Below are 18,257 nucleotides of genomic sequence, written 5' to 3' on the forward strand. Positions count from 1 at the left end.
TCATCGGATGTTCAGGCGTAAATTGACACAATAGCTGGTTTCTCCATTCTCTACGGAAAGGTCATGCTGGTTAGGATAAAGCAGTTGCAGCCGCTTGGTCACATTGGCAAGTCCGAAGCCGCTGTGTTTTTCAACGGTACTTTGCTCCGGATCCGGTCTGCAATGCGAGTTTTTAAGGTAAAAAAGTATCGAATTACCCCAGGTTTTTAATGCGATTTCAATGAATATCCTGGGCTCCGCCGTGTTTTTGGAGTGTTTGAACGCATTTTCGATAAATACGATCAAAAGCATAGGGGCAATGCGTACTGCGCTGCTGTCTGCATTTTCAATGTCAGCTTTCAGTTCCAGGCGGTCGCCGATCCGCAGCTTTTCGAAGTCGATATAGTTATGGATGTAAGCGACCTCATCTCGCAGCGCGACATAGGTTTCGTTAGCCTCGTATACTGAGTATCGTAAGAGGTCCGAGAGTTTTAGCAGCAGTGGCGGGATTTTCTCGTGTTGGGTGATCGAGAGCCCGTACATGTTATTGAGGGTATTGAATAAAAAATGAGGGCTGAGCTGTGATTGTAACAAATGCAGCTCGCTCTGGCTTTGTGCCGCCTGGCTTTGTGCCGCTTCCAGTTCCTTTTGAGTACTGAGCCTGAACAGTTTGATCAACGCGCCTGTGCAGAGGCCGATCGCCAGAAATGGCAACCAATAGAGCAGGAGGTTAATGGCCTGAAACGAGTGGATCTGGAAATCAGCATGGATAAAGAGCCACAAAAAGCATACTGCAATGGTAATGGCCAGCCCGTTGAGTACATGTCGGGGAACCTGTGGCTGCCTTGCCGACCATATGGTGGCCAGGTGACGTCCGGTAAAAATACATCCGAAGAGCGCGATAGTCCCGGCTGTGGCCAGTGCCTCGTCTTCGTGCGCACCGATCGTTCGCAGATAGGTGTTGATCGCGAGGTATGCCGGCACTGCTGCTGCGGCGGTCAACACCAGATAAATGGCGTTACGGGTTGCTTCGGTATTTTTATTGCTGATGACTTCACTCATTTCTCCATTCGGTTATGCCCGTAAATCGGTTGTCGGAAACAAATATGGCGGGATTACAGGAATGCACTCGATCAGAAGGCCGGATTCATGAAATTTCATGACAGACTGATGCAAAAGGATGTCTAACCGGTTGGACATGCTAAAATCAGCTTCCGTCAGGGTTCCGGGAAGTTACGACACATTTATTTCAGAAGGTTACACAGGCGGGCAATATTTGACCCATCGAACAACGATTCAAACAAACCGCCATGAAAACACTCGTTACTTCCCTGATCTTCTTATTTACACTCGCCACGGCATTTGCCCAGCCGGGCAGGTCCATATCCGGTACCGTCAAAGATTCCGGCAATGAGACGTTGCCGGGTGCGACCGTACGCTTGTTAAAAGCCTCCGACTCGACCCTCGTCACCGGCGACGCTACCGATGCCGCGGGTAACTTTCGTTTCACCAATCTTGCAAGCAATGCCTACCTGCTGGCCATTACGGCTTTGGGGCAGAAAGATTTTGTAAGTACTGCGCTGACGGTCGACGATGCGCATCCCGCCATTGCATTGCCCGTCATCATTCTGCTGCCCGCCAAAAGTATTGAACTCAAAGAGGTGGTGATCAAAGCGCAAAAGCCACTGATCGAGCAGGAAATGGATCGCACGATCGTGCACGTAGGCTCGATGCTCAGCAGCGCTACTAGCAATACCCTGGAAGTGCTGGGAAAAACACCCGGCGTTTCCGTATCAGCCAACGGTGAAATCAGTCTCAACGGAAAAGGTGGGGTACTGGTGTTAATCGACGGGCGGAGTACCTATATGTCGGGTGCAGATCTCGCGGCATACCTGAAATCGCTTCCCGGTGGTGTGCTGGACAAGATCGAATTGCTGGATAACCCACCCGCGAAATACGATGCGGCGGGAAATGCGATCATCGACATCCGTCTGAAAAAGACGCGCGCCGGCGGGCTGACGGGCAGTGTGTCGCTGGGAGCAAGCCAGGGCCGTTTTGCGAGGAGCAACGACGCCATTAACCTCAACTACAACCGTAAAAAGGTTAATCTCTTCGCCAACCTGGGTTATAGTTATGAGAAAAATTATACGCTCGACCGGTTCAATCGCAGGTTTTACAATGAAAATGCAGGCCTTATTTCAAGCGTCGATCTGACCAACGACCTGCGGAATAGCGGTAGCGGCTATAATGTAAATATGGGACTGGACTTCGCGGCGACCGCCAAAACAGTGTACGGGATGATCGTAAACCTCAACGGTTCGGGACGACACGGAGATTTTACCTACCACAGCAACCAGTTCGGGCCAGTCGGCAGCCCCGACGGCTCCGGAATGGGTAGTACCGCATCCAAAGATACTCGGAACAACACGGGCATTAACCTGAACATGCTGCACAAGTTCAACGACAAAGGCCGGGAGCTGGCTGTGGATGCCAATTACCTGAACTACCGCACCAGGGGCAATCAGGACCTCCGGAACCTGATTTTCAGTCCCGAAGGCGCAACCACTGCGAATGAGCTGTTCCTCTACCGCATTCCCTCGGATATCAACATTTATACCGCCAAAGCCGATTATGTACATCCATTGAAAAGGAACGCCAGAATGGAGGCCGGGGTGAAAACCAGTTTTGTTGATAACGATTTTATATTCAATCATTACAATGTGGTTGACGGCATTGCCGTGATCGATAACCGCAGATCAAACCACTTTCGGTATCGCGAAATGATTAATGCTGCTTACGTGAGCGGGCAGAGAAAGTGGAAGCGCTTTGGAATGCAACTGGGGCTGCGATTGGAAAACACGTCGGCGAGAGGTAATCAATTGGGTAACGATTCGGTATTGGCGATGCGTTTTACCAAAGATTACACCAGGTTGTTCCCCAGTATATTCCTGAACTATAAACTGGATGAACAGGGCCACAATAGCTTCGTACTCATGGCAGTCAGGCGAATCAGTCGTCCCAATTATCAAATGCTGAACCCATTTGTGCTGTATAAGGACCAGTACAGTTACAGTTCCGGTAACCCGGGCCTGACCCCGCAATATCAGAACCGCGTAGAGCTGAAATACCAGCACAAGCAGTTTCTGAACATGGGTTTGAGCTACAACCGGTTCACCGACGTGATTTTTACGACCACCAAAGCCGAGGGGGACATTTTCACGACCCGCCCGCAGAACATCGCCAATGGCTATATGGTGTTGCTAAACACGACAGTTTCCGGTTCGGTCACCAAGTGGTGGTACAGCAACACGACGCTCCGGTTGTCGCGCATCAAGACCCGCGGGCCGGTTTACACCGAGGAGCTGAATTTCAGTTACAATCTCGCCCGGTTGGAAGTCAACAACTATTTCAATCTCGGTCATGGCTGGAATGCCGAATTGGGAGGTTACTATGCAAGCCGGGACATAAACGGACAAGCACTCACATCGGGGATGTACCGTGTGAACGGGGGCATTCAGAAGAAAATATGGAAGGGAAAAGGCGCATTGGCCTTGAATTTCGAGGATTTGTTCCATTCCTGGGTGTATCACAACAAATCGATCAGTATTAGGCGGTCGGACTACTATCAAATCAGCGAATCCGACACCCAGCGCATCGGAGTGGCTTTTAGTTACCGTTTTGGCAAGGATACTTTTGCCCGGAAGCGTAAGCACAGCAACAATGCTTCGGACGACGAAAAAGTAAGGGTAGAGTGAACTGGCGTAACAGCGCCGCACCAACGTTAAACCTCGCGGGATTCCGGGAGGTTTTTGTTTTGTAAAAAAATGAAATGACGCAGGTAGATCGGAGATGAATGTCGTTTTTCACCGCGTATCAAATGTTCTGCTCTCGTATGACCTCATGTTTCCGCGCCGCATTGCTGCTTTTAAGCCTGGTGTTTTTGAATCACAATTTGTTGTTTGCGCAAGGCCAACCGGTGCGTGTCGAGGTGGATTTTAGTAAAAAAATAGCGCCTATGAAGCCGGTATGGGCATGGTTTGGCTATGACGAACCGAATTATACCTATATGAAGGATGGTAAAAAGCTACTGTCCGAAATAGCGGCGTTGAGCCCGGTCCCCGTATATGTGCGTGCGCATTGCCTGTTGTGCACAGGCGATGGTACCCCGGCACTTAAATGGGGATCGACCAATGCCTACACCGAAGACAGCAACGGCAAACCGGTCTACAATTGGGCAATTGTTGACAGTATTTTTGATGCCTACGTAAAAAGGGGAATGAAGCCGCTGGCGCAGATCGGATTTATGCCTGAGGCATTATCCACACATCCGCAACCCTACCAGCACGACTGGAAGCCGGGCGATCCGTATAGCCGCATCATGACCGGCTGGGCTTATCCGCCCAAGGATTACGGTAAATGGGCCGACCTGGTTTACAACTGGGTGAAACACAGTGTGGGACGGTATGGACAAAAAGAGGTGGAGAGCTGGTATTGGGAAGTTTGGAATGAGCCGAACGGGTATTGGAAAGGGACAATGGATGAGTTTTTTAAATTATATGATTATTCAGCTGACGCCGTTAAACGGGCATTGCCCACTGCGCGGATCGGCGGCCTGAACATTGCAGGCACATCCAGTAAGGGCGGGACACAATGGCTGGAAGCATTTCTGAAACATTGCGCGGAGGGTACCAACTATGTTACCGGCCAAACAGGCGCCCCGCTCGATGCGGTGCTGTTCCACGCAAAAGGTTCGCCCAAACTCATAGACGGCATGGTCCGCATGAACATGAGTCCGCAGTTACGTGACATCCAGACCGGTTTTAAATCCGTACTGGCCTATCCGCAGTTCAAAAACCTTCCGTTGATCGTGGGGGAGTCGGATCCGGAAGGGTGCGCGGCTTGCGGTATGGCCACCAATCCTTCCAACGCATATCGCAACGGTACGATGTATTCGAGCTACACTGCGGCCACATTCGCGCGAAAATATGAATTGGCAGACAAATACGGTATTAACTTTCTGGGAGCAGTGTCCTGGTCATTCGAGTTCGAAAACCAGCCCTGGTTTTACGGCTTCCGCGACCTGGCTACGAATGGTGTCGATAAGCCTGTTCTGAATGTATTCCGTATGTTCGGTAAAATGGACGGGGATCGTGTGCAGGTAAAAAGCGACAGGATGTACCCGCTTCAGATGGTGCTTGATTCAAGTATCCGGGGCGAAAAGACGGAAATAGGCGCGTTGGGAACCAAAGCCGCCCATTCCGCGGCTGTAATGCTGTGGAACTACCATGACGATGACAAACAGGGGCCTGAACAGGCGGTTTCCCTGGTCCTGGCTGGGATTCCCGTGTCATCAGTAACGGTCACTGAATACCGGATAGACAATTCCCATAGTAACTCCTATGAAGTCTGGAAAAAAATGGGTTCGCCGCAGCAGCCTACTGCCGCCCAGGTCGCGACATTGGAAAAAGCGGGCCAGCTGGAGACCATAGGCAAGCCGCGTAAGTTAAAAATCGCGGGCAACAAGACGGAAATACCACTCGCGTTGCCGCGTCAGGCCGTGTCGCTCATTAAGCTGGATTGGTAGCGGTCCGGGTCCAGGATCATGTCATAGCGATCAAGGCCCGGCGCATAAAAATCGTTGGTAATCCTGGTTACACCAAAGCCCAGCTTTTCGAAAAACGGGTAACTCCATTGCGTTGTGTCCAGGATAACCGGCAAACCGGGTCGTAGTTCGCGGATTTTGTCCAGTCGAAATGTAAGCAGCCGCTTTCCGATGCCCTGCCGGTGAAACTTTCGTGCTACCATCCCCCATACCAACATGGCCGGTTCGTTGTCGGGTGGGAGATAGAAGCCTGCACAGGCAGCCACACGACCCTCCGTCTCTACCACGAAATAGTAGGTAGAGGAAGTGTTGCCGTCCGTATCCGCGGCCAGGTCTTCGAGTAAAGTCCGGAATTCTTCCAGTTCGTGTTCTGCAAAAAACTCGGGCTCATTGCTGTGGAATGCCTGAATGCATTCGGTGTAATCTGTTGGTTTATAGGGACGTATGGTCATTTTTGTTTCTATTAGCGGCTGTTTCCGCTCAGACAGGCGATCAGTACCATTGCGAATGACACAATGGAAGCCACAGTGCGTACCGCGTGCAGGCGGTTCCAGGGTATCTCAAAACGCAGCCGGTATTGCGCCAGTTCCTGGGCGGATGATGAAGTGAGATTAACTTTGTCCAGGGCATCGTTCAATGGCACATTGCCGAAAATAGTTACACCGAAGGTTCCGATCGCATACACTACCGTGGCTGCGACAAGCCAGTAGAAGCGCTGGCTGGCGCCGAAATGCTGGTAGGTGCTCAGAGGCAGCAGAATGAGCGTTCCCATAAAGCTGAGAAAGAAAACAGGGTTGAGTATAGCCCGGTTAATGGATTGCATTGCGGCCAGGTAACCTTCATCAGGCAATGCGCCCAACCCCGGATTAACGGAGCACGAATAGCTGTAAAATAATCCGGCAATCAGGCCGCTGGCCAATGCGGTGGCAATCAGGATCAGGCTCATCGTTGTCATATCGTTTTTTCTTTCAAAGATCGGCCCGGCAGGAAAAGAAAAATAGAACAAAAACGACAGCCTATAAATAACGGTCCCTGATATCCACAGCAAGTTCTGCAAACTCGTCGAATGTACTGGGTTTGGTCACAAAACTGCTGACACCCGAATCATAGGCAGTTTGGATCAACGCCGGGTTCGAAGAGGTGGAAAGCATTACAACGGGCATTTCGGAGAATCGCGAATCCATGCGGATCACCGAGACGGTTTCCAGCCCATTCATTTTAGGCATATTCATGTCGATGATGATCACCGACGACGCCGGATCGCAGGCTTCATTCACCAATGCCAGCAGATCGGAGCCATTTTCTACCTCAATAATTGTCGCATTTGCACCGCATTCCTGGATGGCCTCCCTGATAAAGAAGCGGTCGTCCTGGTCGTCGTCCACCAGATAGATCGTTTTAAGATTATTCATCCGGAGGTTTTTTTGTCCATTGCTCTACAAGGGCAGATTGTTACTAATTGCTTCTCGTAAAGTTAAATCCGGAAAAATGATAAGCCAAGCCCGTAAAAGACTAAATTCCCACTTTAGGGGAATTTAGTCTTTGCCGAATTGGATAACCCACATCCAGTTCATCGGCCAGTGAGCGTGGATGCCGTCGTGGCTGAGCAAGATATTGTTGACCAGTTCGTAGCCGATCAGCGTGCCGCCCCTTTTTGCAACATCTTCCTTCGCGTGATTGAACAGCTGTATCCAGGTTTCAGAGGAAATCAGCTCCTGCGAGGCGTTTTTTAACTTATTCCATGTTTGAGCCCCATGACCATAGCGCTCGATCAGGTAATGCTTAAAGCTTTCGTCGTTCAGTGTAATGACGGTCTGTTTTTCATGTTCGCTTTTCATTATCACATCTGTTTAGATTAATTGAAAAGTAGCAAGTTGTAACCGCTTCGCACTAATAAAATTGTACCAAATAAGAATCTTTAATTGTAGAAATATCTTTTATTGAGAATTGGAATTTATCCTACGAACTTTTTGATTAATCGTTAGGAGAGAATTCCCAGCCTTCTGGCCGCGTGTAAAGCCTCGATGGCATTGTCCACCTCCAGTTTTTCCAGAATACGCTGCCGGTGGGTGTTGACGGTATGCACGCTGATTGCCAACAGTGCAGAGATTTCTTTACTCAGTTTTCCATCCGAGATCAGGGAAAGTATTTGAGCTTCTCTTAAAGTCAATCGGACAGGGCTCGGGCGGTTGCCGGTTTCCAGCCGGATGAGTTCGCCCGTGTGAAAATTGATAATCTGGTTCTTGACCGTGCCACTCGGGGACTGATCGGGTGACACGTCGATCACACCGAGGGAAAGCCAGATATTGCCCGATGCGTCCAGTTCCAGTACCTGATGCTGTTCGGAAACACGGATGTAGTTTCCCCCGGCGGTCATAATGCGGTATTCTGTAACCATTTTAAACTGCTTGCGGAGACTTACGGGCTGCCGCATCATGAATTTCATGGCTTCGTAGCCATTTCGCGCCAGATCGTCGCGATCATCAGGATGTATCTTGCAATCGAAGACGTCGTTGCCGATGTACGACGGTCTTTCTCCGAAATCGTAACCGTAAAGTTGATAAAAGTTGCGGGACGCGTAAACGTGCACTTGTTTTTGCAGATCGTAAACCGTAACGCCGCTGCTGCTGAGTTGTGCCATGGCGCGGATAAGCGCCAGCTGTTTATCGAGCCGGTCGGGTTCCACACCGTCGAAATCATAATGCCTGTTGAGCAGTTTCAGGTAATCGGGGACGATCGCCGCCGTCGCTCCGGAAGCCCTTTGTAATGATAAATCAGTATTTCCTCGCATGACTGCCTCTGTTTTCTTTGCACTACATAACAGACAACTCTGAATGCATTTGACCTTAAATGCATCGGAATTATTTTATCAAATCATCAACACTATGAATTTTTCGGTAGTCCGCGGGGCTGACAGCGAGTGGGGAAAAACGTTTGCAATGGCCCTTGCGGCTCATCAGCGGCATCTGATACTGGTTGGGGCCGAGGAAAGTGCATTGAAAGCCGCCGCGGGCGAAATTATCCGGCTTTACAGGGTCATCGTACATTATTTTGTGGCAGACGATTCGGATACGGCCAGCATTATCTCGGTTTGTGAAAAAATCAATGACCACTTTGAAGTCGATATACTGGTGAATTACGCTGAAACCGGCCTCCATCAGCGGCTCGTTGATTATGACATTTACAGCCTGGACCGTCGTTTAAAGACCAATCACGCCAGCGGTACCTTATACCTGCACCAGTTGCTGCCTAACCTGTTGCTTCATGCGCATGCACGGGTGGTCGATTTGTGGTGTTCGTCTTATCCGGTATCGGGTTGGGAGCAGGTATTACTGACCTTTAATATGCGTTTTGCCGAGTATCTGAATGCTGAATTATATGACTCCGGCCTCCATATCAGTAGCTTCAGCCTGCCTGTTCCCGCAGGACCTGAGACAGCCGGAAGGGCAAAGGCGATCCTCGGAAGTGTGCTGCCAGGCTACCGCGAAAGCCGGGTGTCGGCGGGGGAGTAATCCGATTATTTCTTGCAAAATGTTTGCACAGCGACCTGAAATAGTAGTTTTGTGATGGTACCACATCAACATCACAATGGAGAACATTCACATCCGCCAGGCCCGGTTAGACGAATTACCGACGCTTCTTGCATTTGAACAAAAATTGATTGCCAATGAAAGGCCGCTCGACGACACGTTAGTCGCTGAGGAATTCCACTACTACGATCTCGAAAAAATGATCCGGAGCGAGGAGGCCGAGGTGGTTGTGGCGGTTTTGGACGATCGCCTGATCGCCAGCGGCCATGCGCGTATCCTGGAAGCCAAACCTTACAGTCGGTTTGAAAGATATGCCTTTCTGGGTTTTATGTACACGGAGCCGGATATGCGCGGGCGAGGGATCAACAAACTGATCATCGACAGGCTGGTGGAATGGGCAAGGAGTAAGGGCCTGGATGAAGTCAGATTGCAGGTTTACTCCGATAATCTACCGGCCGTTTCTGCGTATGAAAAAGCCGGTTTCCAAAAAATGCTGACCGAAATGCGTCTTGCGACCGGCAACTAAGCCGATCCTTCAACTACGAATTTAATTACCAGACCCCGGAGGCCATCGCGCCTCCGGGGTCTCTTTTTTGCGCGTTGTCATGAAATGATAAGTCGTTGGCGCGTTCGGGTAAGTCTGTCGCGAGGGCTCAGGGATACCTTTGTTGCATCCAATTTCAATCAAACAATCGCAACATGAAAACGCTCAAAAATGTAATGCTCATCAATGCAATCAGTTCAGGTGTAACCGGTTTGGCGCTTGCTATTCTCCCGAAAACCATCGCAGGTCTGTTCGGAACGACTGCCACCATGCCATTCATCGAAACAGGAATTTTCCTGACCGTATTTGCTGCTCTCGTCTTCTCGGTCAGCCGCAGTAGCCCCGTACACGTCCGCGGCGTACGGCTGGTCATCGCCCTCGACACGCTATGGGTGATCGGCAGTGCGAGTATTGTCCTGTTCCAGCCGTTCGCAATATCTGTTGTCGGCTATGTACTCATCGGCGCGGTAGCGGTATGGGTTGCGGCCATGGCCTGGTTACAGTCCGCAGGCCTCAAGCAAATGCTGGTTTCCAAATAAATACGGCCATGAAAACGATTCTCACCATTTTCATTACAATCATGACAACTGTTTCAGTAATAACTCAAAACGACAAATCCATGCCACTTCAAACTGTAAAAGAATTCCTGACCGCCTATATGGCACACGACAATGAAAAGTTTGCTTCCTATCTCCATCCTGATCTGGTGTGGGAGCAACCGGGAAGCAATCGCATCTCCGGTGCGAAAAAATCAAAAGCCGAGCTCCTGCAAATGGGCGCAACGATGGGACAACTATCGGAAGGAACCATACGGCTCGAAAGTGTACGATACTTCGATGCCTACGACGATAAGGTAGCATGTATCCTGCATTGGAAAGCGGCCCAGCCCAACGGAGCCTTACTAGATGTGGAGAACATTGACCTGTATACGGTCCGGGATGGTAAGATTGTCCATGCGGTCATCTACACATCAGACATTGACCAGGAGAATGCATTCTGGGGACCGATGCCGTGATAAATGCAGATTCAGTTCAACACTTCATCAATACCTGTCAGCCATTCCGGTTGGCAGGGTTTTCTTTTTTATGTATAAATACTGATTTTAGTGGCAGGCAAAATCCTGCCAACTATTCAACGACATAATTTCAACAGCCATGACCTTATCCGATATTGCCGCTTTACGTCTTTTCAATCAACAACTTATAGATACCGGTTTCACTGATCCTGGTGCATTGGTAGCCTGGATGGGCGCAGTCCAGGCGCAGGATTTCGCCATGGCGAAATGGGCATTGGGTTTACGACTTAAAAAGGCCACGGATGCCAGCATTGAGAAGGCGGTTGATGACGGGCGGATGATCCGGACGCATATCATGCGACCTACCTGGCATTTTGTAGCACCGGAGGATGTCCGCTGGATGATGGACCTTACTGCGCCGCACGTGAACAAGCTCGCGGGAACCATGTACCGGCAATTAAAACTGGACGACTCGGTTTTTAGTCTGACTAATGATCTGATCGGAAGGTTGCTGGAAGATGGCAGGGAGCTGACGCGGGAAGAAGTCATTGCGGAAGTCAACAAGGCAGGTGTCGAGACGGACAACCTTCGTGCGACGCACATTATGTTTCGTGCAGAACTGGACAAAGTGATATGCAACGGTGCCCGGCGCGGTAAGAAGTTTACTTATGCATTGTTTGATCACAAGGTTCCCGCAGCATCGCCTGTGCCGCGTGAGGAAGCGTTGGCCGCATTGGCGGGACGTTACTTCGCCAGTCACGGACCAGCTACCGTCCAGGATTTTGCCTGGTGGAGCGGATTGTCGATAACGGATTCCAGACTGGGTTTCGAAGCGGTACGTGCTGGGTTTGAAACAGCGAAGATCGGAGACCGGGAGTATCTGTTCACCGGCGTAAGCGAGGTGCCAAAAGTAATCGCGAAAGCCATGCTGATCCCTGCCTTCGACGAGCTTACCATCGGTTATGCCGATCGGAGCGCCGCTATGGACGATGCGGTGGCCCGGAACCCGGAGTCGGGTAGTGGGATCTTCAAGCCGGTCGTGACGGTCAAAGGTAAGGTGGTAGCCGCGTGGCGAAGGACGGAGAAAAAAGACCTGGTCCGTATTGAAATCACACCCCTGAGTAAAATGCCGGACACCGCGGAGAAATCCCTGGAAGCGGCCGGTGCTGCCTATGCCCGGTTCATAGGTAAAAAGGATGTGACGTTCGGCTAAGTATGCGCGTCAGAACACCCGCTCGATTTTGTAATATTCGACACGTTCCTTGAAAAAAGGCTCTGAGAATTTTTGGAAACCGAAGCGTTCGTAAAATCCCAGGACGCTGCTGCGGGCATCGCACCACATTCTACTGTAATGGTTTTGAAGGGAGAAATCAATAGCATGTTCCAGTAACCGGGAACCAAGTCCTTTACCCTGAAATTCAGGCAGGGTCGCAAATTTGCGGAAACGAATGCTTTCGCCTTCTGCAAAAAGCGAAATGACTGAAACGAGTTTTTGATCGTAATACAGTCCGAAATGGAAGCCGGTATCGTCTTCGGCGACTTTCACGAAGTCCGGAGATTGATCCGGCCACAACACGCGGTGGCGGATATTCAGAATTTGATCAGTATTAACTTTTTGAATTTCAATGGAATCCATTTCTTTTAATTAATGCGGAAATTGATTAACTACACGATCATTTCGTTTTCGTGCAAAGTTACCCCAACCGGTTTTAATTTTTACGGTTTAAAACATGTCGGTTATGCCAGGTTCAGGTTTCGAAGCAGTTCCGGATATCAGACATCCGGGCTCTGCAAGGGTACAATCCATTGACATAGTCCGCGGGCTGATCATGGTCCTGATGGTCATCGACCACGTGCGGGTCTACTCAGGTCAGCCGCCCGGTGGCCCTTCTCCCGGCATTTTCTTCACCCGGTGGATTACGCATTATTGTGCGCCGGGCTTTGCTTTTTTTGCCGGTGCCAGCATATTCCTGTACGGTCACAAGCTGGGTGACCGGGCTGCATTAGCCCGATACCTGGTAGTACGCGGCCTTTTGCTGGTCGTGCTGGAACTGACCGTCATCCGGTTTTTCTGGACTTTCGGGATCGATTATTCCAATTTTGTGCTGCTGGGTGTGATATGGATGCTGGGCTGGTGTATGGTATTGATGGCGGCGTTTATATGGCTCCGTCCCGTTGTCGTGGGAATCATCGGCTTGGTGATTATCGTGGTACAGGACCTGTTTGCAAAGGTTCCCTACTGGTTGCCGCAAGATTCCCGCGCATCCTTGGGGAGATTCTGGGAGTTTATTTACACTTCGGGACTGGAAACCTGGGAGGGTATCTCGGTATTGTATGTGATCGTCCCCTGGATCGGGGTTATGGCCGCAGGTTATGGTTCTGGGCAGATCCTGTTACTGGGGCCTGCCCGGCGCAGGAAAATATTCCTGGGCATCGGGCTTTCTGCGATCGCATTGTTTCTGATCATTGCAAGTATCATCATTACCCGGCGGACGCCCGAAGCCGGTGATCCGCCATTTATTTTCCAGCTTTTGAACCAGCGCAAATATCCTGCATCGCAGCTTTACCTGCTGATGACGCTCGGGCCGCTTATCGCATTGCTTCCCTGGGCCGAAAAGGCAGGCGGCTGGTTAGCCCGTTTCCTGAAAATATTCGGGCAGGTTCCCATGTTTTTTTATCTCCTCCATCTCCTGCTGATCCACCTGTCTGCATTTGTCGTGAATATCGTATTGTACGGGGCCGTTCACCAGGAATGGTACGACAGCGCACCTTTTACCCAAATGCCTGAAGAATACCGCTGGAGCTTGCCGTTGCTCTACCTCGTATTTGTAATCGATGTGATATTGCTTTACCGGGCCTGCAAATGGTATGCGGGGTATAAAAGGGCACATCCGGAGCAGAAGTGGTTGAAATACATTTGATTGGAAAACATGAGACAGCCCGAAGCACTTCGTAAGCACGAGCCGCTGTTTTGGTCGACCGGCCTGGGGACGGATGTCTGGCAAATATTTTGTGCCGCCCGGGACGGCGATATGGAATCCGCCAAATCCCTGCTGGGGAAAGATCCTTCCTTGGTACGCGGTACCTATGACTACCGTACGCCCATGTCTTTCGCAGTGCAGGCGAACCAGCTGGAAGTAGCAGAATACCTCTTGCAACATCAGGCAAGCCCGTTTGATTCCGGCACAGGAGATTCGTTGATCCAGATGGCGCGCGACCGTGGCCTGAAACAAATGGAGGAGCTTCTTGAACGCGCATTGAACCGCGAAAAAGGATCGGAAACAGGGGAACAGATTGCGAAAGCGATCCGTGACCGGGATATGATTCTGTTTCGGAAAATACTGGAATCGTCTCCTGCGGCTGCGCATGCACGTGATGACGCTGGTAACCAACCCATTCATTGGGCTGTAATGACCCGGCAGCCTGAAATGATCGACGAATTGCTGGCACGTGGTGCAGATATCAACGCCCGACGGCCCGACGGTGCAAGACCTATTCAGCTCACCAACGGCGATTATTCTTACCGCGGCTGGCGGGATGTACCCCAGGAGGTGGCGTTGAAACCGAATGACATTTACCTTCATCTGGTTTCCAAAGGGGCCTATGTTGATATCTGCATGGCCGCATTAAAGGGTGACGAAAAGAGGGTAAGGGCTTTGCTGGACACCGACCCTTCCCTGGCCAACAAAGTTTCAGAATATGTGACCTATTACCCGGGTTCGGGGGCGCCGTTGAAGAATGCGGCTCTGGCAGGGCACATCCACATTGTAAAATTGTTGTTGGAACACGGCGCGGATCCGAACCTGCCCGAGGAAGGCATTGCGCCTATGGGGCATGCGCTCCATTCGGCTGTCGTTTACAATCACATCGATATTGTCAGACTGTTGCTGGAACACGGTGCGCACCCCAATGTACCGGTGGAAAGCTCGGCGGACACGCTCACGGCTGCCATCGAACGGGGCGACAAAGCGATGATAGATCTGCTTTGTTCTTATGGTGCCGCCCGCTCGCTGGATCTGTTGGCGCATTATGATGATATTCAAACCGCTGCCGCCGTTCTGAAAGTGAACCCTGCACTGGCGAACGATGCCTCTGCACTTGAAACAGCCGCCGGTCAGGGGAATGATCATTTTGTCCACCTCATGCTGCATTATCAGCCGGATCTTGCCAGGAATATTTCCGTGGGTGTCAATAGCCAGGGGCCGCAGGACGCGATCAAATCGCGGGAGCTTACCGAACTGTTGTTCAGCCGGGGAATGGACCCGAACTTTTCCAACTGGCTGGGTATACGGCCGCTGCATCGGTTCGCCGAACGCGGTGACGTCGTCAATGCAGCGATTTTTATTGATCACGGAGCAGAAATAGACGTAATCGATGAGCAACATGGCACGACGCCTCTCGGGTGGGCAGCCCGGGCTGGTAAGGGTGAGATGGTGAAATTCCTACTCGAGAAAGGGGCCAATCCGCAATTGCCAACAGAGCAACTCTGGGCTCGGCCAATGGCCTGGGCCGAGAGACGCGGACATCGCGATGTTTGTGATATTTTGGCCGGTCGGCCGGGCTCCCGGGATTGAAACAAATACCATGATGCAACCAGTGGAAAAACCCGATCCCATTTTCTCACATGCCGAACCGGTACTGTCCGTTGGCGACGTGAAGGCGACAGTGAAGTACTGGCACGAAGTATTGGGTTTTCCGGGACAGTGGACCTGGGGAACACCACCCAATCATGGAGGTGTTTCATGGCACAATGCATTTATTCAGTTTTCACTGGATCCGGAATCGGGCGTGCGGCCGAACCGGCAGTCGGTGTGGATGCGGGTGAGCCATATTGAAACTTTATACCAGCTGCACCAGGAACGTAAGGCAGAGATTGTGATGCCGTTGGCGCGCCAACCGTATGGTTACAACGAATACATTATCCGCGATATCAACGGCTACTACATTTCATTTGCCGAGCCCGCGTCAGTTGGTGATGAAAGGCATTCGGAGGCGATGCCGGCAACAGTTCGGGTCGTGGGAAGAAAACTCACACCCGCAGAGTACAGGCATTTGGCCAGTTCTGTAGGTTGGTCGAATAAGGCTGCCGATGATGAGCCCATACAGACAACAGATGAACTCCTGCAAAGGAAAATCGATGCCACGCAGTTTATTGCGGTAGCCGAAAACTCGGAAACGGGAGAGGCGATCGGCTGTGCCCTGGTAATGGGTGACGGGCTTAGTTTTTTTTATATTAAGGACGTCATGGTTCATCCCGACTGGCAGCGTAAGCGGGTCGGGTCGGCGATCATGAAAGAAGTGAAGCGTTGGCTGGATGCCAACGCTCCCAATAAATCTCTGGTAGGTCTTTTTACCGCCGAATCGCTTGCTCCTTTTTATCAGCAGACCGATTTTGGCCGGGCTTTTGGCATGGTTCGGATGATTGATCGTCCGGATACGCCGTAACTGCGGTTATTTGGTTGGAATGAGTCTACCATCCGAATCCGTAATCCTCGCCATGGTTGCTGGAACCACCCCAGAAACTGCCGTGCTGCCAATCAAAGTAAATCGCGTTGATCGGGCCGCTCGTGCGGGGCTGGTAACTAAGCTTGTAGCCCATGCGTGACAGTTCTTTGCGGGTCCAGTCGGGCATGGACTGGTTCAGGATCAGCCCGCCGGGGTCTTTGTCGTGCGCCCCGAAACTGGCGTACATCTGTAATGTTTTGAAGCTGGATGCTTCGGACGCTTCCTGGACCGTCATTCCGAATTCCACCACATTCAGGAAGAATTGAAGGAGCAACTGGTCCTGCTCGTCACCGGCTTGTTTGGCAAAAGACAAAAACGGTTTGCCGTCTTTCATGGCCAGGCTTGGTGTCAGCGTTACCCTCGGCCGTTTTCCCGGTTCCACTACATTGAAGGGGTTCTCACGCGCGTCCAGTACGAACGACTGCATGCGCTGGCTCAGCCCTACACCTGTATTACCCGCAATGCATGCAGGTACCCAACCACCGCTAGGCGTTATGCTCACGACCCAGCCTTCTTCGTCGGCCGCTTCCACCGAAGTTGTGCCCGCCGTGAACTCCTCCATGAATTTCTCATTCAGCCCGTTCGCATTTCGATTGAGCGATGCATGGAAATTGCCCCAAGCTTTGATCTGATCGGTATAAGGGTTCTTTTTACCTTCAAACGGATAGGGGTCGCCCGGCAAGGTTTTGGCATCGTTCTGCTCCCAGTTGATTTGTTTAATCCGCTCTTTGGCATATTCTTTCGACAGCAATCCTTTCATGGGCTCTTCGGGCGCGAATGCGGGGTCGCCGTAATAAAAGTCACGATCTGCGAAGGCGAGATTCATTGTTTGATACAGCGTATGCACGTAACGGGAAGAATTATAGCCCATCGCTTTCAGGTCAAAGTTTTCCAGCATATTCAAAGTCTGCAACATGACCGGGCCTTGTGTCCATTGCTGCATTTTATAAACCTCGACGCCTTTGTAGGTGGTCATCAGCGGCTCTTCGATCTTCACTTTCCAGTTGGCCATATCCTGTTCCGTGATGAGGCCTCCCTGTTCCTGGCATCCGCGGGCAATTTCTTTGGCAATATCTCCTTTGTAAAAACGGTCATAGGCCGCATAAATGGCATCTTTTCGGTTTTTGCCGCTTTTTAGCGCCTGTTGCTCGGTATCCACGAGTTTTTGCAAAGTGGCCCGCAAGTCTTTTTGGACAAAGATCTCGCCGGCGTCGGGCGCTTCTCGTTTCTGCCCCAGATGCGGCAAGAAAACTTTGGTAGAATACGGCCATTTTTTGATCTGATCTTTGCCTTTTTCAATGGAGTTGGCTGTCTGCGCTTCGATGGGGTAGCCTTCCGCCATTTGCATGGCGGGTGCCAGTACGTCTTTGAGGCTCATTGTGCCGTATTCCGCGAGCATCGTCATCAGTCCGCCGGGTGTGCCGGGCGTGGTGGCGGCCAGCGGTCCGTATTCCGGCGGATACTTCATGCCCTTACTTTTGAAAAATTCGGCGCTGGCGCCGGTTGGGGCGACACCCATCGCATTGATGGCGATGACCTTTTTGGTCTTCGGGTTGTACAGCAATGCCTGCGTTTCGCCACCCCAGCTCAGTACGTCCCACATGGTGCAGGTGGCCGCGAGCATTGCACAGGAAGCATCGACCGCGTTACCACCTTTACTAAAAATCATGGCTCCGGCCGTCGCGGCAAGCGGCTTGCCGGTGATGCCCATCCAGTGTTTACCATGGAGGGGCGGTTTCTGGGTTGTTACCGGGAAGTTGTTAAATGACTGGGAATAGGCGCTCAGGCATGAAGACACCAGTCCGATCATCGTGTGTAAAAGGAGTTTTGGTTTCATGGGTAGAAGATTAGGGACCGATCTTCAAATTACAAAACCCGGGGCATTTAACGCACATCAGGCCGAAATATCGGCCATTACTTTCGCTAGATTGCTTTGATCCCCAATGTTCGACGTACTTTGATATCCTGGCAATTTCCATTTTTTCGTTGCCAAAACCATGTGCATGGAGACTGTCGGTAAATACTTGCAAAATACCTGTCAAATGCAGACAGGCTCGCATTGTATACATGGAAATGAAAATT

At 51.1% G+C, this 18,257-nt stretch carries 18 protein-coding genes; 10 read left to right on the plus strand and 8 right to left on the minus strand.

The annotated features are described in order from the left end of the window. On the minus strand, positions 1 to 1,041 hold the full coding sequence (locus BP71_RS21910) for a sensor histidine kinase (protein ID WP_496383184.1): 1,041 nt from the start codon (positions 1,039 to 1,041) through the stop codon (positions 1 to 3). A 248-nt stretch (positions 1,042 to 1,289) separates the two neighbouring features. On the opposite strand from BP71_RS21910, the gene BP71_RS21915 reads away from it, so the two are divergent. Beyond that, positions 1,290 to 3,734 (plus strand): outer membrane beta-barrel protein, encoded by a 2,445-nt coding sequence (locus tag BP71_RS21915; RefSeq protein WP_496383186.1) that lies wholly within the window; start codon positions 1,290 to 1,292, stop codon positions 3,732 to 3,734. 137 nt (positions 3,735 to 3,871) lie between these two features. After that, positions 3,872 to 5,563, plus strand: a complete 1,692-nt coding sequence (locus tag BP71_RS21920; protein ID WP_496383188.1) for a GH39 family glycosyl hydrolase — start codon at positions 3,872 to 3,874, stop codon at positions 5,561 to 5,563. On the opposite strand, the gene BP71_RS21925 is transcribed toward BP71_RS21920, so the two are convergent. From BP71_RS21925 to BP71_RS21945, 5 genes are all read right to left on the minus strand, one after another. After that, positions 5,530 to 6,033, minus strand: a complete 504-nt coding sequence (locus tag BP71_RS21925; protein ID WP_496383189.1) for a GNAT family N-acetyltransferase — start codon at positions 6,031 to 6,033, stop codon at positions 5,530 to 5,532. The two genes, BP71_RS21920 and BP71_RS21925, sit on opposite strands and share 34 nt — an antisense overlap. An 11-nt stretch (positions 6,034 to 6,044) precedes the next feature. Continuing rightward, positions 6,045 to 6,536, minus strand: a complete 492-nt coding sequence (locus BP71_RS21930) for an anthrone oxygenase family protein (RefSeq protein ID WP_496383190.1) — start codon at positions 6,534 to 6,536, stop codon at positions 6,045 to 6,047. A gap of 61 nt (positions 6,537 to 6,597) precedes the next feature. Continuing rightward, positions 6,598 to 6,993, minus strand: coding sequence for a response regulator (locus BP71_RS21935; protein ID WP_496383192.1), 396 nt, complete (start codon positions 6,991 to 6,993; stop codon positions 6,598 to 6,600). A 123-nt stretch (positions 6,994 to 7,116) separates the two neighbouring features. Next, entirely contained in the window at positions 7,117 to 7,419 is a 303-nt protein-coding gene (locus BP71_RS21940) for a hypothetical protein (RefSeq protein ID WP_496383194.1), read from the minus strand. 143 nt (positions 7,420 to 7,562) lie between these two features. After that, entirely contained in the window at positions 7,563 to 8,372 is an 810-nt protein-coding gene (locus tag BP71_RS21945) for a LuxR C-terminal-related transcriptional regulator (RefSeq protein ID WP_496383196.1), read from the minus strand. 94 nt (positions 8,373 to 8,466) lie between these two features. Here BP71_RS21945 and BP71_RS21950 point away from each other — a divergent pair, with 94 nt between their 5' ends. From BP71_RS21950 to BP71_RS21970, 5 genes are all read left to right on the plus strand, one after another. Beyond that, the gene (locus BP71_RS21950; RefSeq protein WP_496383198.1) at positions 8,467 to 9,093 is read left to right on the plus strand and encodes an SDR family NAD(P)-dependent oxidoreductase; all 627 of its coding nucleotides are present in this window, start codon (positions 8,467 to 8,469) and stop codon (positions 9,091 to 9,093) included. Between the two features lie 76 nt (positions 9,094 to 9,169). Beyond that, complete coding sequence (locus BP71_RS21955) at positions 9,170 to 9,637, plus strand: GNAT family N-acetyltransferase (protein WP_496383200.1); 468 nt, start codon at positions 9,170 to 9,172, stop codon at positions 9,635 to 9,637. A 173-nt stretch (positions 9,638 to 9,810) separates the two neighbouring features. After that, positions 9,811 to 10,194, plus strand: coding sequence for a hypothetical protein (locus BP71_RS21960; RefSeq protein ID WP_496383202.1), 384 nt, complete (start codon positions 9,811 to 9,813; stop codon positions 10,192 to 10,194). 8 nt (positions 10,195 to 10,202) lie between these two features. Beyond that, positions 10,203 to 10,670: a nuclear transport factor 2 family protein gene (locus BP71_RS21965; protein ID WP_496383204.1), complete on the plus strand. Its 468-nt coding sequence runs from the start codon at positions 10,203 to 10,205 to the stop codon at positions 10,668 to 10,670. A 139-nt stretch (positions 10,671 to 10,809) separates the two neighbouring features. Continuing rightward, positions 10,810 to 11,883 carry a winged helix DNA-binding domain-containing protein gene (locus BP71_RS21970; RefSeq protein WP_496383206.1) on the plus strand — a complete coding sequence of 358 codons (1,074 nt, stop codon included), beginning with the start codon at positions 10,810 to 10,812 and terminating at the stop codon, positions 11,881 to 11,883. A gap of 9 nt (positions 11,884 to 11,892) precedes the next feature. Here BP71_RS21970 and BP71_RS21975 read toward each other — a convergent pair whose 3' ends face one another. Then, positions 11,893 to 12,306 carry a GNAT family N-acetyltransferase gene (locus tag BP71_RS21975; protein WP_496383208.1) on the minus strand — a complete coding sequence of 138 codons (414 nt, stop codon included), beginning with the start codon at positions 12,304 to 12,306 and terminating at the stop codon, positions 11,893 to 11,895. Between the two features lie 103 nt (positions 12,307 to 12,409). On the opposite strand from BP71_RS21975, the gene BP71_RS21980 reads away from it, so the two are divergent. The 3 genes from BP71_RS21980 to BP71_RS21990 are packed head-to-tail and all read left to right on the plus strand — an operon-like array spanning position 12,410 to position 16,115. Then, the gene (locus BP71_RS21980; protein WP_496383210.1) at positions 12,410 to 13,591 is read left to right on the plus strand and encodes an acetyltransferase domain-containing protein; all 1,182 of its coding nucleotides are present in this window, start codon (positions 12,410 to 12,412) and stop codon (positions 13,589 to 13,591) included. A gap of 9 nt (positions 13,592 to 13,600) precedes the next feature. After that, positions 13,601 to 15,244: an ankyrin repeat domain-containing protein gene (locus tag BP71_RS21985; RefSeq protein ID WP_496383212.1), complete on the plus strand. Its 1,644-nt coding sequence runs from the start codon at positions 13,601 to 13,603 to the stop codon at positions 15,242 to 15,244. Positions 15,245 to 15,254: 10 nt separating this feature from the next. Then, a complete protein-coding gene (locus BP71_RS21990) occupies positions 15,255 to 16,115 on the plus strand; it encodes a GNAT family N-acetyltransferase (RefSeq protein ID WP_496383214.1) in 861 nt (286 codons plus the stop codon). A 25-nt stretch (positions 16,116 to 16,140) separates the two neighbouring features. Here the strand turns inward: BP71_RS21990 and BP71_RS21995 are convergent, their stop codons facing one another. Then, positions 16,141 to 18,012, minus strand: a complete 1,872-nt coding sequence (locus BP71_RS21995; RefSeq protein ID WP_496383216.1) for a gamma-glutamyltransferase family protein — start codon at positions 18,010 to 18,012, stop codon at positions 16,141 to 16,143. Between the last annotated feature and the right edge of the window lie 245 nt (positions 18,013 to 18,257).

This window comes from Dyadobacter ginsengisoli DSM 21015 (genome assembly GCF_059568735.1).